The following is a 14,671-nucleotide window of genomic DNA, read 5'->3' as shown; positions in this document are numbered from 1 at the left end:
CTCCCTTTTTATTGATTATCTTGCTGAGCGTTGGTTGTTTCAGAAGGCTTAGCGGCGTCGGCTTTTGCAGCTTTGTCAGCGGCCTTCTCATCTTGTTGTTGTTTAAACTTGCTGAGTGCATCGACATTGACAACTTCATCGTCATCATCATCCATGTCCCGCAATTCGATTTCTTTGTCTTCAGAATCCAAGACTTTCATGTCAAGACCGAGTGCTTGCAATTCCTTAACCAACACGCGGAATGATTCCGGCACGCCAGGCTTTGGAATTGGTTCGCCCTTAACGATTGCTTCATAGGTCTTAACCCGACCAACAACGTCATCGGACTTGTAAGTCAAGATTTCTTGCAAGGTATAAGCTGCACCATAAGCTTCCAAGGCCCAAACTTCCATTTCACCGAAACGTTGGCCCCCAAATTGCGCTTTCCCACCAAGTGGTTGTTGCGTAACCAAAGAGTAAGGTCCGATTGAACGAGCATGGATCTTATCGTCAACCATGTGACTAAGCTTCATGTAGTGCATGACCCCAACAGCGACCCGCTTATCGAACGGTTCACCAGTCCGACCATCATAGACGATCGACTTAGCATCAGAATCAACACCGGCTTCACGAATGGCTTCCCAGATATCTGTATCTTGCGCACCATCAAAGACAGGCGTTGCCATGTGAATCCCTAACTTCCGAGCAGCCATCCCCAAATGCAATTCGAGCACTTGCCCGATATTCATACGAGAAGGCACACCCATTGGGCTTAACATGATGTCAATTGGTGTTCCATCTGGCATGTACGGCATGTCTTCTTCAGGAACCACGATTGAAACCGTCCCTTTGTTACCATGCCGGCCGGCCATCTTGTCACCAACTTGGATTTTCCGCTTTTGCGCGATGTAGACCCGAACCATCATGTTAACACCAGGAGATAACTCATCGCCGTTTTCACGAGTGAAGATCTTAACGTCCTGGATGATACCGCCGCCACCATGAGGAACCCGGAGTGACGTATCCCGAACTTCACGCGCCTTTTCACCAAAGATCGCATGGAGAAGCCGTTCTTCAGCTGACAATTCCGTAACCCCTTTAGGCGTTACCTTACCAACCAAGATGTCACCGTCTTTAACTTCGGCCCCAATCCGGATGATCCCGTCTTCGTCAAGGTTCTTCAATGCATCTTCCCCGACGTTAGGAATTTCACGAGTCATTTCTTCAGGTCCAAGCTTGGTGTCACGTGCTTCTGATTCATATTCCTCAATATGAATTGACGTGTAGACGTCTTCACGGACTAACCGTTCATTAATAATGATGGCATCTTCGAAGTTATAACCATTCCAAGTCATGAAAGCAACTAATGGGTTTTGCCCAAGGGCTAATTCCCCACCTTCCATTGCTGGACCATCGGCTAAGACTTCATCGTTATCAACGTGATCGCCAACTTTAACGATTGGCCGTTGGTTATAGTTCTTACCACCGTTAGAACGACGGAATTTCATTAACTTGTAAGTGTCTAATGAACCATCATCGCGACGAACGCGAACTTCGCGAGCATCAACGTATTCAACCGTTCCTTCATGACGACAAATCAAGGCAATCCCTGAGTCATGTGCAGCTTTATATTCAATCCCAGTCCCAATTAATGGCGCGTGAGGATCAAGTAACGGCACCGCTTGTCGTTGCATGTTGGCACCCATCAAAGCACGGTTAGAGTCATCGTTTTCCAAGAAAGGAATACATGCCGTTGCGACGGCAACCACTTGTTTAGGCGAAACGTCCATGTAATCGACATTTTCGATTGGCGTTTCCAAATTTTCTTCCTTGTTACGAGCTAAAACAGTGTCTTCAACGAAAGAACCATCATCATTCAATGGAGAGTTGGCTTGTGCAATCACAAATTGGTCTTCTTCATCGGCTGCTAAGTAGTCGATCTTATCGGTAACCTTATGCGTTGTCCAATCGACACGCCGGTATGGCGTTTCGATGAAGCCGTAACGGTTGACCTTCGCATAAGAAGACAAACTGTTGATCAAACCAATATTAGGGCCTTCAGGCGTTTCGATTGGGCACATCCGACCGTAGTGGGTATAGTGCACGTCACGAACTTCATATCCGGCCCGATCACGAGTCAAACCACCAGGTCCTAAGGCTGATAAACGCCGCTTATGCGTTAATTCACCTAAGGGGTTGGTTTGGTCCATGAATTGTGACAATTGTGATGACCCAAAGAATTCCTTAATTGAAGCAACCACTGGGCGAATGTTAATCAATTGTTGTGGCGTTACCGTCGCAGCATCTTGAATCGACATCCGTTCACGCACAACCCGTTCCATCCGGGATAACCCAATCCGGAATTGGTTTTGCAATAATTCACCCACGGAACGAATCCGCCGGTTACCCAAGTGATCAATATCATCAGTTGAGCCAAGACCTTCTTGTAAGTTGAAGAAGTAATTAATGGAAGCAATGATATCAGCAGGCACAATGTGCTTGAACTTCAAATCAATGTTGCCATTACCAATCACGTTCACAACCTTTTCAGGGTCGTTTTGTGAATAAACCTTAACAACTTGTAAGACCATTGGATTCGTAACAACGGCTTCGTCAGATGGTGTGTAAGTAACCGTCTTAAAGTCGTCACGTTCCAAGTATGGGGATAGTTTAGCCATGACATTCTTGTCAATGACCGTATCCTTTTGCGCAATAACTTCACCAGTATCAGGATCAGCTAATGTTTCAGCTAACGTTTGGTCCATTAAGCGCGTCTTCATACTTAACTTCTTGTTGACCTTGTAACGACCAACTGGTGCGAAGTCATAACGTTTTGGATCGAAGAACCGCGCAGTCAATAAACTCCGCGAACTATCAGCCGTCTTAGGTTCACCAGGACGTAGCCGTTCGTAGATATCCTTTAAGGATTCTTCAACCCGTGAATCATCGGTGTTCTTATGAACATCCTTTTCCAACGTCAACATCAAACTGTCAGTTTCACCTAACATGTCAATGATGTCATCATCAGAACCATAACCTAAGGCCCGGACTAATTCCGTCAATGGAATCTTCCGCGTACGGTCGATCCGTACGTATGAAACATTCTTGGCGTCAGTTTCAAGTTCTAACCAAGCACCCCGGTTAGGAATAACCGTTGTGCCGTAGCTAGGACGCCCATTTTTATCTAATTCTTCATTGAAGTAAACGCCGGGTGAACGAACCAATTGTGAAACAATGACCCGTTCGGCACCGTTGATAATAAACGTCCCTTGTTCAGTCATTAATGGAAAATCACCGAAGAATACGTCTTGCGACTTAATTTCACCAGTTTCATGGTTAGTCAAACGTAGGGTAACGTGCAATGGTGCCGAGTAGTTGGCATCATGTTCACGAGCTTCTTCGACGGTGTACTTTGGTTCTAATAATTGATAGTCGACAAATTCAAGTGAAAGTTTTCCTGCGAAATCGTCGATCGGCATAATATCTTCAAACATTTCCCGGAGACCTTCATCCAAGAACCATTGGTAAGAATCGGTCTGGATTTCGATCAAGTTAGGCAAATCAAGAACTTCCTTGATACGTGCATAACTTCTACGGGTACGGTGTTTACCGTATTTTACTAAATGTCCGGCCAAGTTGTTCACCCCTTCTTATTATTCCAGAACTCGCCGCCTTCAGCCAAATATTACATTTATGTTACAAATGCATTTTTGACCGAATTTTGGGCATAAAAAAACCAAAAATAGTCGCTTAAGTTGACTATTTTTGGATTTATATTAACGAGCCGCACAGACAATAGATTGCGCGTTCGCTCGAGTTCACGGTTACAGACAAGTTATAATATACATCGTATAACGCGAGTTGTCAACCAGTAGACTCATCCGCTGGTATTAATTTTCTGGTTCGGCTGCGACCCCGTATAAGATCATCTTCAAGAGTGTTTGTACGCGGGTTCGTTCGTCCGCATGCGGATCACCAATCTGATGGAAACTGTTAAACAGTGGGCTCAAGCTAGTGATGTAGAAATTCGTCGCCATCTGTGGCGTTACCCCTGCGTGTAATTGCATCGCCGGATGCTCAAACACGGTTTGAATCGGCTGAACATAGTCAGTTACGAAGATGCCACCCAATTCACGGATATGTTCATGTGTCAATGCTTTAAAGCTGGAATGGATTAACGTGAAGACATCAGCCGGATGCTTATGCGTTAGTAATAGTGAGACTTCTGTTAACTGGTCCAACGGAGACCAATCCGTGTGTGCTTGGATTGCTTCAATCCCCGCCTTGATTTCCGCACCGACCGTCGTAATAACGGCTAAAAAGATGACCTCTTTATCTTTAAAATGGTGATAGAGTGCAGGCTGCGTAATACCGATCGCATTCGCAATGTCACGCGTACTGGTCGCATCATAACCTTTTTTTAAAAACAGTTCCCGGGCGGTATCTAAAATTGCCTGGTGCGTCTTCGCCATCTGTTCGGCTCGTGTCGCCATGTCATCATCTTCTTTCTTGACTTTATTTCCTATTATAATTTACACCAATCCGCACCGAACCACCAGCCTCAGATCTTGCGGTTTGCTTTAACGGTGATCCGTTAGTGCCACTTACGCCAAAAAGATGACGCTCGAAGTGTAACATCACTTCAAGCGTCATCTTTAAGCTAATCGTGCCTACTTCGAGGAAACGGTCGAACGACCATCCGCCTTAGGCTGGTTTTTAATATTAATGGTAATGGCACCCTTGCTAGCACCAATCGTGACTTGGTCATCGACCTTGATTGCACCGGTCAATAGTTCTTCACTCAACCGATCTTCGATTTCAGTCTGCAATGCCCGTCGAATTGGCCGGGCCCCGTACTCAGGATCAAAGCCTGCCTTAGCAACCACGTCAATGGCCGCCGGGGTGATTTTGATCTTGATACCTTGTTGAGCGACCCGATCAACGATTTCTTGAGACATCAACTTAACGATTTCATGTAATTCTTCCTTATTCAATGAATGGAAGACAATCGTTTCATCGATCCGGTTCAAGAATTCTGGGCGGAACGTCTGCTTCAATGTCGCGCGGATCGTCGCAGCGACCGCATTGTAGTCGTTGGCCTTATCAGTTGCACCAAAACCAACGGACTTCTCATCACGAAGCGTGGTAGCGCCGAGGTTCGATGTCATGATTAAGATGGTATTTCTGAAGTCTACCTTCCGACCCTTAGAATCCGTCAAGTAACCGTCATCCAAGACTTGTAACAGAATGTTAAAGACATCTGGATGAGCTTTCTCAACTTCATCAAACAGTACCACTGAGTATGGTTTCTGGCGAACCTTCTCAGTCAGCTGACCACCCTCGTCATAACCAACATAGCCAGGTGCCGAGCCAATCAAACGACTAGTCGAGTAGCGTTCCATGTATTCAGACATGTCGATTCGAATCATGTTGTCTTCAGACCCAAACATTGCCGCCGCTAAGGCCTTTGCAAGTTCCGTCTTACCAACCCCAGTTGGTCCCAAGAACATAAAGGAACCAATTGGCCGACTTGGATCTTTCAAGCCACTCCGCGCACGGCGAATGGCCCGGGCCACTGCGGATACCGCTTCTGGTTGACCAACGACCCGTTCATGCAAAATCTTTTCCAAGTTAACTAAGCGTTCGCTTTCAGATTTTTGCAATTGCGTTAACGGAACACCGGTCCATTCGGCAACGACCTGAGCAATATCCTCACCCGTGACTTGTAAGTCATAGTGTGGCGTCGCGCCCTCAGTCATCTCAGCATCTTGGTCAGCTTCGATTCGATCTAGACGTTGCTTGAGTTGCATCTCCTGCTTACGAATATCAGCGGCCTGTTCAAAGTCTTGGGCTTCGATTGCCGTTTCTTTATCCTCTCGCAGTTGCGCTAACTTGTCCTGATTCTTGGATAGCTTCGTTGGTTGATCCATCTGATCGATACGAACCTTGGCTGCCGCCTCATCCATCAAGTCAATGGCCTTATCAGGCAAGAATCGATCACTGATATACCGACTAGACAGCTTGACTGCTTGATCAACAGCTTCATCCGTAATCGTCACCCGATGATGTTCTTCATACCGTGGCCGTAGCCCATCTAAGATTTCAACGGCTTCGTCTTCAGTCGGTTCATTGACCATGACCGTTGCAAAACGCCGTTCTAACGCAGCGTCAGATTCAATGTACTTTTGATACTCATTTAAAGTGGTTGCCCCAATCGTTTGGAGTTCCCCTCGTGCAAGTGCGGGCTTCAGAATGTTAGAGGCATCGATCGCCCCTTCAGCACCACCGGCACCAATCAAGGTATGCAATTCATCGATGAATAAGATCACATGGCCATCGTTGTAGATTTCATCGATCACTTTTTTCAAGCGATCTTCGAATTCACCACGATACTTGGTGCCAGCGACTAATGAGCCCATATCAAGCATCATCAAACGCTTGTCAGCCATATCAGTTGGTACATCACCAGCCACGATCTTTTGGGCCAGACCTTCAGCAATTGCTGTCTTACCAACCCCTGGTTCACCAATCAAGACCGGATTGTTCTTCGTCCGCCGTGATAGGATCTGAATGACGCGTTTAACTTCCTTGGAACGCCCGACAACTGGATCCATTTCCTGTTCACTAGCGAGTTGCGTCAAATCGCGCGCCAAAGAATCCAAAGTTGGGGTGCCTTCGGTCTTCTTACCACCGCGGTTAGCCGCATTACCCTTGCGCTTACTCATAGCGTCACTGACACCTAGCTTGCGAAGTACGACTTTCCGGGTCTGACCAAGGTCTAAGTTTAAGTTCATTAAAATTCGCGAGGAAAGGATACTTTCATCAGAGAGCATCGCTAACAACAAATGTTCCGTTCCAATCTTGTTGGCACCGAGCCGTTTTGCTTCATCACCAGCAACGGACAAAATTTCTTTGGCCTTTGGTGAATATGGCAAGTAGGTATCCTTGCCAACATTGCTCAACGTCCCATAGCCAGTGAACCGTTCGATTTCTTCACGAATGTCATCTTCACTAACGGCATATTGTTGTAGCACCTTATTAGCAATCCCATTTTTTTCGATGGCTAAGGCTAATAGCAAATGCTCCGTACCAACTGCCTGATGCTTGAAATATTTGGCCTGTTCCTGTGCCAGTACCAGCACACTTTTGGCACTAGGTGTAAATAAGTTATCCATTGCGATTCCTCGCTTTCTTTAGCTTTCGTAACGCAAGTGGTTCAAGATCCCGATAATTATCCGGGCCCGCAGACTGTTTTCTAAGTCCCGGTCCGTCAATCCTAACGTCTCGTGATCGATCGCCACTAAAATCAATTGCGCTTCCCGACGATTTAAGACGTCGTCCTCGTATAAACTCTGGACGACCGCATAGGCATCTCGTTGTGTGATTGAATCACCGATCACTTGTATGAGGGCGTCCAACACATCAGCATCATCGACCAAATTAACCTTTTCAATGCGAATATAACCCCCACCGCCACGCTTACTTTCAACTAAGTAACCATTTTGGATCGTAAACCGGGTCTTAATCACATAATTAATCTGTGAGGGTACCACGTTGAAAAGGTCGGCAATTTCTGACCGTCGAATTTCAACATGCTCCGAGTCCGCCAAAATACTTTTTAAATACTTCTCAATAATATCCGAGATATTTTGACTTTGCATGTGCTTCACCCTTTTCATTATCTTTGACTAATATTGACTATTATTATACGAGGATAATGGAAAAAAGCAAAGAATTTCACCCAAACCGCGGACTAGCATGTGCTTAACGGTTGTTACAGCATAGCACGCCGAACGATTGCTTTCAATTGATTCAACCACTTAATACCCTAGAATGATTAAATTATTAGGTCTCCATATTCATTGAACTACCTATTTAAAATATGTCAAGTTGAGTCACTCCTCATTGCAGGCGATGGGCACTGGTATCACAACGATGAACAGCAGTTCCGAGACTAATTTCTCCGAGCTCATGACTAACAGTGGCTGTTGCCTTGTCGGGATTATGAGTCACAACCACCGTATTCTTCACATGGCTGACTTAGTGAGTAACGTCGCAAAAGTGTCCCCTGACCGTTGAAACACCCCTGCTTACAAAAAAGGCCATAAAAAAATCCAGTCAAATGACTGGATTAGTTGGTTTAACCGTAATCGGGAAAACAGGATTTGAACCTGCGACCCCTACGTCCCGAACGTAGTGCTCTACCAAGCTGAGCTACTTCCCGAGAAAATTAAATAAAAAGCCTTAGCACTTAACTAAGACTGTGTTAAACGATCGGGAAAACAGGATTCGAACCTGCGACCCCCTGGTCCCAAACCAGGTGCTCTACCAAGCTGAGCTATTTCCCGATACTAATGCACCCAGTAGGAGTCGAACCTACAACCTTCTGATTCGTAGTCAGACACTCTATCCAATTGCGCTATGGGTGCTTATTTAAAATGCCGAGGACCGGGATCGAACCGGTACGGTTATCACTAACCGCAGGATTTTAAGTCCTGTGCGTCTGCCAATTCCGCCACCCCGGCAAATTAAAAGCGGAAGACGGGATTCGAACCCGCGACCCCCACCATGGCAAGGTGATGTTCTACCACTGAACTACTTCCGCATAATAAAGCTATTAAATTGTAAATGCCGACTAGAGGATTCGAACCTCCGACCTCCTCATTACTAGTGAGATGCTCTGCCAACTGAGCTAAGTCGGCATGTGCGGGTGAAGGGACTCGAACCCCCACGTCGTAAGACACTAGAACCTAAATCTAGCGCGTCTGCCAGTTCCGCCACACCCGCATGATGTTAATCATGCCTTGTTGCCGGTTCAAACAGTTCTTACTGGTATGCCTTGACAACTATTTAACTTTATCATCATGTTGAATACTTGTCAACAACTTTTTTCAAATAAATGGATAAATATACTTTTTGCTGGATAAACAAGTTATATTTTTCCGACAAGAAATATTATAGCACGGTAGCCGAAAATAGCAAACCCTATTTTCAAAAAAAGGTGAATAAATTTCAGTAAACCCAGCTTTTTCGCCCTTTTGCGCCTGAAATGTTGTCCCGACATTCTGCCCGTCCCGCAATTATTTAGTCAACTCGGCCGTTATTTCCACTCACATTTTAAAATCGACAGTTCCTTTTAATACTCATTAATTATGCAAAAAAAGCGAACTCGCATCACTGCGAGTTCGCTAACTTCATCTCAATTAACCTTGTTTTTCAATCTTCGTCTTACCGTGCATATATGGAACTAATACATCCGGAATCGTAACCGTCCCGTCTTCATTTTGATAGTTTTCCAAAATGGCCGCAACGGTCCGACCGACAGCTAAGCCACTCCCGTTCAAAGTATGAACGAATTGCAATTTGCCATCGTCATCGCGATATTGAATGTGCGCCCGCCGAGCTTGGAAATCAGTACAATTTGAACAACTCGAGATTTCCCGGTACTTGTCTTGTTCTGGGAACCAAACTTCCAAGTCATGTGTCATGGCAGCTGTGAAGCTCATGTCACCAGTCGTTAACGTAATAACGTGATATGGTAACCCAAGTTTCTTTAGCAATGATTCGGCATTGTTGGTCAACTTCTCTAATTCATCCCATGAATCTTCTGGTTTCGTGAACTTAACCATTTCAACCTTATTGAATTGGTGTAAGCGAATCAAGCCTTTCGTATCACGACCAGCACTACCAGCTTCTTCACGGAAGGCTGGTGATAAGGCCGTAAAGTAAACTGGTAATTTTTCAGCTGGAATAACTTCATCACGATAATAGTTGACTAATGGCACCTCGGCCGTTGGAATCAACGTCAAATCTTGCGTCGTAATCCGGAAAGCGTCTTCCTTAAACTTAGGAAATTGGCCGGTACCGTACATAGATTCATCAGTGACCATGTATGGCGGCAAAACTTCCGTATACCCTTCAGCTTCGTGCTGGTCTAAGAAAAAGTTGTAAACGGCGCGTTCCAGTTTAGCACCATCGCCCACGTAGTATAAGAAACGACTACCAGAAACCTTAGCACCGCGTTCAAAGTCTAAGATGCCTAAATCTTCACCGATATCCCAATGTGCTTTCGGCGTAAAGTCAAAATGCCGTGGCGTCCCGATTCGGCGTAATTCAACGGCGTCTTCTTCTTTTAAGCTAACTGGCACGTCGGGATGGGGCATGTTTGGCAAATGTGCAGCCATATCCTGAACTTGGGCATCAACTGTCCGCCGTTCTTCATCCAACGCTTTCACATCGGCACTAACTTTTTGCATTTCTGCAATCTCAGCACTAGCGTCTTCCTTGTTCCGCTTCTTCTGTGAGATTTCACCCGAAACTTGGTTACGCGTTGACTTCAATTGTTCGCTCTTAGCGATCAATTCACGACGCTTTTCATCAGCAGCCAATAAATCATCGATGTCACTCGCAGCAACACCCCGATGACCAAGCTGTTCTTTCACGAAATCTGGGTTTTGACGAATCATCTTAACATCTAACATAACGACGTCTCCTTCTTACTTTTTATCGTAAATAAAAACAGTCTCTCCTCCCAATTGGGACGAAGAGACTGCGATTCGCGGTACCACCCAAGTTCAGGATCATGATTAATCCCACCCTTAAACGGATAACGGCCGTGCCGTGCAGTATTACCTGCCCACATTGTCGCGCCGGAGTTTCGACTGCCGGTTCACACCACCCACCGGTTCTCTGAACGTCTACTTAAAAACGCGCCGTGTTTAATATTCACTGTCTACTATAGAGCATTGATCCTAAAAAGGCAACTAGCCTAAACTGGCCACTTTTTCGTCAATTAACCGAATGACTTCTTTACGCGCATCCGCATCGGCGACAAAATCAAGCTGATCCCCGTCAATCTGCATCTTCGGGCTATGATCGTAATTAGCGTACCAGTCGTCATAACGTTCATTCAAAGTCTGATAATATTTATATAAATCAGGATCTTGATCGATTTGTTCGTAAGAACGGCCCCGCTTTTGGATTCGTTTCAACATCGTCTCAAAAGAAATGTTGATATGAATAAGTAAATCAGGACTCTTTTGATGAGATGCTTCTGGCAATTCCTGCATCATATTGTCCAATAATGAATCATAAATGTCAACTTCGGTAGAGGTTGCTCGGCCAAGATCACCATTCAAATGGAACAATAGTGAATCTTCAAAAATCGACCGGTCTAAGACGTCCAGATCGTTAGCAAAAGCTGATTTAATACTATCCAACCGTTTATTTAAAAAGTAGATTTGTAATAAGAAGGCGTACTTCTTAGGATCCTTATAAAATAACGGCAAAATGGGATTATCATCAACTGACTCGTAAAACGCTTTAGAACCAAAGTGGTTAGCCACTAACTGCGTTAAACTCGTCTTGCCGGCACCGATTGTTCCTGACATTACAAGCATGGGGCGTCTCTCCTTTTAATCACGTCAAAATTTTGATTATCTCTAAAAGCAACACTACATATTGTACGCACCCACGTCTTAAAATGCAATATCTGGTGAGTTAATTCAGTAAAAAACTTCGTGGCCCATGTCAGAAATTCGCAATAAATCAGTCCTTCGAACAGCCGCCCAAAACCGACACACATCAATCTACGCTTTTGAAACTCACCCGAAATACGCCGTGCCCCAATGAGGACTTGTTGTGATGCGCCTATGCCCCTAGCGAGGAAAGTCAGCGAAATTAAAAGCGCCCGTTAGTGACTTCCTAACTGGCGCCATAATTACACTTGATTTAGTCTTCCAGAGCGTGCCAGATCAGGCTACTTGGCCGCCTTTTCGCGGGCCTGCAACAAACTGACGTATTGTTCGAGGGTCAGATTGTGCTTGGTCATAAATTCCGCACTCGCCTTACCAACATAACGGAAATGCCAAGATTCATAATCGATCCCGGTCGATTGCTTACCGTCCTTAGTAAACCGCAACACAAATCCATAGTCTGCCGCGTGATTGATCAGCCACTGCTGGCCCTTGTTCTTATCAGACGATGACAGCAGCTGGTTACCGTGCGTACTGTACCAGTGCGTATTCATGATATCCGCTGCGAGCCCAGTTTCGTGCTCACTACCGCTAGGGACCGCAACATATTCTTTGGTCAGCTTCAGGGCTTCCTTGGCGGATTTCCCTTGGTTCTCATAGGTTTGAATCGATTGGTTCCAAACCTCTTTTTGATAAGCAACGGAACGATATCCCGATACGATGGTCGCCGGATAGCCGGCTTTTTTCGCACCCGCTAGAAAGGCCTCTAGCGGCTTCACAATGGAACTACGGACTTCAATACCATCAACACTTGACTTGCTGAACGTCATCTCAGAGCGCTTATGCCACTTATTGACGACCACTAAGTCACTGTCAGTCGATTTGACACCCTTCGGCAAGGCACTAATTAGTCGCTGCCGTTTGGTCTGCGTCTTAGTCGACTTGGAACTTGCAGAACTACTGGTGGCTTTAGACGTCGACTGATTCGTACCACAGCCCGCCAAAACGCCTGCTAATGACACTAACGCTAGACCTCTTAACAAATTTCTCTTTAACATCTCTCTCGCTGCCTTTCTCATTTCAGCTTAGCATAATCATGCCCGACTCGCGTACGCTTAAGGATAAGTTTGCTAATTTTTAATGATTTCATCTATTCATTCTATCAAATTACCATAGTTAATCGACGCGCACACCCCCCAATTTTGGTTTAATTATATTCAGGATTCCGGTCCTTCTCAAGCACTGCTCCGCGATCAATTGCGGCAGGCTTGGCAACCCCAATCAACACACTAAAAACACGACCGCACTTGGCTGTGATTCACTCGACTAGTGCCATCAAAAAATGCGATTGACTTAACGTCAACCGCATTAATTCAAATTAGCACTTAATCTTGGTGATGTTTTTTGCGTGTTAAATCGACCTTATCTAACGGAATCATCTTGGTGTGGTGTCGAATCTTATAATAAACATACAAGATGATGAATAGTGGAATGCTCATGTAAGTCACTCCAATGGCCTGCCAATCAAGTGTTGCAAATGAATGCAAGTCTTGACCGATAATGACCACGACACACAAGATAAAGGCGAACCAAGGGCCAAATGGGAACCACTTAGCATGGTACCGTAATTCACTCAATTGATGACCCTGCTTAACGAAAGCGCGCCGGAAACGCAGGTGTGAGATTGCAATTCCTAACCAAGCGATAAAGCCCGTTAATCCACTGGCCGATACGAGGAAGATGTAAATCCGTTCCCCGAATAGACTCGATAAGAACGTGAGTAATCCAATCACCGTCGTTCCTAATAATGCCATGATTGGAATCCCACGACGATCGACCCGACCGAACGTCTTCGGTGCGTAGCCTTGTAATGACAGGGAATACAGCATTCGTGTCGAAGCGTACATCCCCGAATTAGCGGCGGATAGTACGGACGTCAAGATAACGGCGTTCATCACACTAGCCGCGGCCGCCAACCCGGCCCGCTTGAAGACTAACGTGAACGGACTGATGGCAATATCGCTTGCCGATGACCCTAAGAGATCCTTCGACGTATAAGGAATGATTGCCGCAATCACGAAAATGGCTAGAATGTAAAATAACAAAATACGCCAGAAAACTTGTTTAATTGCCGCTGGAATACTTTTCTCCGGTGTCGCTGACTCGCCCGCCGTGATCCCGATTAATTCAGTTCCTTGAAACGAAAAACCAGCGACCACGAAAACGCTCAAGATAGTTGGAATCCCACCAACAAACGGCGCCTTTTTATAGGTGAAGTTACTGAGACCAGTGGCATGACCGCCCATGATTCCCACGATCGTCAGCACACCGATGACCAAGAATACGAGTACGGTCACCACTTTAATAAGTGACAGCCAGTACTCAGTTTCGCCAAACGACCGGACTGACAGCGCGTTGATCGTAAAAATCAAAACGAGCGCAATCAGACTAAAGACCCAACCTGGTACGGATGGCAGCCAGAACTGCATGACAATCGCTGCCGTACTAATATCGACCGCTAACGTGATTGCCCAGTTGAACCAGTAATTCCAGCCCATCGCAAATCCGAGCGCCGGGTCAACGAACTTAGTGGCATACGTGGAAAACGAGCCTGAGACGGGCAAATAAGTTGCCATCTCGCCTAGACTAGTCATTAAAAAGTAAACCATAATCCCAATACCCACGTAGGCTAACAACGCACCCCCGGGCCCAGCCGTCGAAATTGCCGAACCGGATGCGACAAACAATCCGGTCCCGATACTACCACCTAGTGCAATCATGGATAAGTGCCGCGTCTGTAGTGACCGATGCACTTCCTGATGTTCTTTTTCTGCCATTGCAGAACCTCCAAAAATCGATTTATATCTAAAAGTGTTCACACCGATTCAGGTAAGCACAACCAATATAAAAAGCCTCTCTGCCTCACGATAACGTGCGCAAAAAGACTTTAATCAGATTGATTGACATAATTGCTGATTTCATCGTCGATAGCGCCCCGCAACTATTCTAGCTGCGACAGTCCTTGATTTATTCAACCAAGGCCCAACGGATGAATCGGTCACTGATTCATCGATTTCGGCGGTTGCCCCGTTCACTGACCTTCATAAGTGGTGACCCACTTCCAGTCGGCTACTATTGTTAACCGCGTCCTCTTCTTTCGATATACTCAACCATTATATCCGACCGACCATCTTTTGACAACCGGTCAATAATGTTAA

General features: G+C 45.7%; 8 protein-coding genes, 7 tRNA genes and 1 riboswitch. All 15 genes read right to left on the bottom strand.

Going from position 1 to position 14,671, the window contains the following annotated elements:
• Window positions 1-8 precede the first annotated feature (8 nt).
• On the bottom strand, window positions 9-3,623 hold the full coding sequence (locus tag V7R88_RS03895; RefSeq protein WP_003644088.1) for a DNA-directed RNA polymerase subunit beta: 3,615 nt from the start codon (window positions 3,621-3,623) through the stop codon (window positions 9-11).
• A gap of 246 nt (window positions 3,624-3,869) precedes the next feature.
• Window positions 3,870-4,472, bottom strand: a complete 603-nt coding sequence (locus V7R88_RS03890; protein WP_060599156.1) for a TetR/AcrR family transcriptional regulator — start codon at window positions 4,470-4,472, stop codon at window positions 3,870-3,872.
• A 177-nt stretch (window positions 4,473-4,649) separates the two neighbouring features.
• Window positions 4,650-7,154, bottom strand: coding sequence for an ATP-dependent Clp protease ATP-binding subunit (locus V7R88_RS03885; protein WP_060599157.1), 2,505 nt, complete (start codon window positions 7,152-7,154; stop codon window positions 4,650-4,652).
• Between the two features lie 18 nt (window positions 7,155-7,172).
• Entirely contained in the window at window positions 7,173-7,640 is a 468-nt protein-coding gene (locus V7R88_RS03880) for a CtsR family transcriptional regulator (protein ID WP_003644086.1), read from the bottom strand.
• 489 nt (window positions 7,641-8,129) lie between these two features.
• Window positions 8,130-8,203 (bottom strand) — tRNA-Pro (locus V7R88_RS03875).
• A 50-nt stretch (window positions 8,204-8,253) separates the two neighbouring features.
• Window positions 8,254-8,327: transfer RNA gene (locus V7R88_RS03870), tRNA-Pro, on the bottom strand.
• Between the two features lie 7 nt (window positions 8,328-8,334).
• Window positions 8,335-8,408: transfer RNA gene (locus V7R88_RS03865), tRNA-Arg, on the bottom strand.
• A gap of 10 nt (window positions 8,409-8,418) precedes the next feature.
• Window positions 8,419-8,504, bottom strand: a tRNA-Leu gene (locus tag V7R88_RS03860).
• 8 nt (window positions 8,505-8,512) lie between these two features.
• Window positions 8,513-8,584 (bottom strand) — tRNA-Gly (locus V7R88_RS03855).
• A gap of 24 nt (window positions 8,585-8,608) precedes the next feature.
• Window positions 8,609-8,681, bottom strand: a tRNA-Thr gene (locus V7R88_RS03850).
• Window positions 8,682-8,684: 3 nt separating this feature from the next.
• Window positions 8,685-8,766: transfer RNA gene (locus V7R88_RS03845), tRNA-Leu, on the bottom strand.
• Between the two features lie 416 nt (window positions 8,767-9,182).
• Entirely contained in the window at window positions 9,183-10,460 is a 1,278-nt protein-coding gene (gene serS / locus V7R88_RS03840) for a serine--tRNA ligase (protein WP_054397881.1), read from the bottom strand.
• Between the two features lie 282 nt (window positions 10,461-10,742).
• Entirely contained in the window at window positions 10,743-11,378 is a 636-nt protein-coding gene (locus V7R88_RS03835) for a deoxynucleoside kinase (RefSeq protein ID WP_054397878.1), read from the bottom strand.
• 359 nt (window positions 11,379-11,737) lie between these two features.
• Window positions 11,738-12,511 (bottom strand): M15 family metallopeptidase, encoded by a 774-nt coding sequence (locus V7R88_RS03830; RefSeq protein ID WP_060599158.1) that lies wholly within the window; start codon window positions 12,509-12,511, stop codon window positions 11,738-11,740.
• 327 nt (window positions 12,512-12,838) lie between these two features.
• Entirely contained in the window at window positions 12,839-14,290 is a 1,452-nt protein-coding gene (locus V7R88_RS03825) for an amino acid permease (protein WP_054397873.1), read from the bottom strand.
• Between the two features lie 143 nt (window positions 14,291-14,433).
• A riboswitch (Lysine riboswitch) is annotated at window positions 14,434-14,615 on the bottom strand.
• Window positions 14,616-14,671: the final 56 nt, after the last annotated feature.

Source organism: Lactiplantibacillus argentoratensis (assembly GCF_037290055.1).
In the GTDB taxonomy this organism is placed as follows: domain Bacteria; phylum Bacillota; class Bacilli; order Lactobacillales; family Lactobacillaceae; genus Lactiplantibacillus; species Lactiplantibacillus plantarum.
The sequence above is the reverse complement of the archived record's forward strand: the minus strand, read 5'-3'. Positions and strand labels throughout refer to the sequence as shown.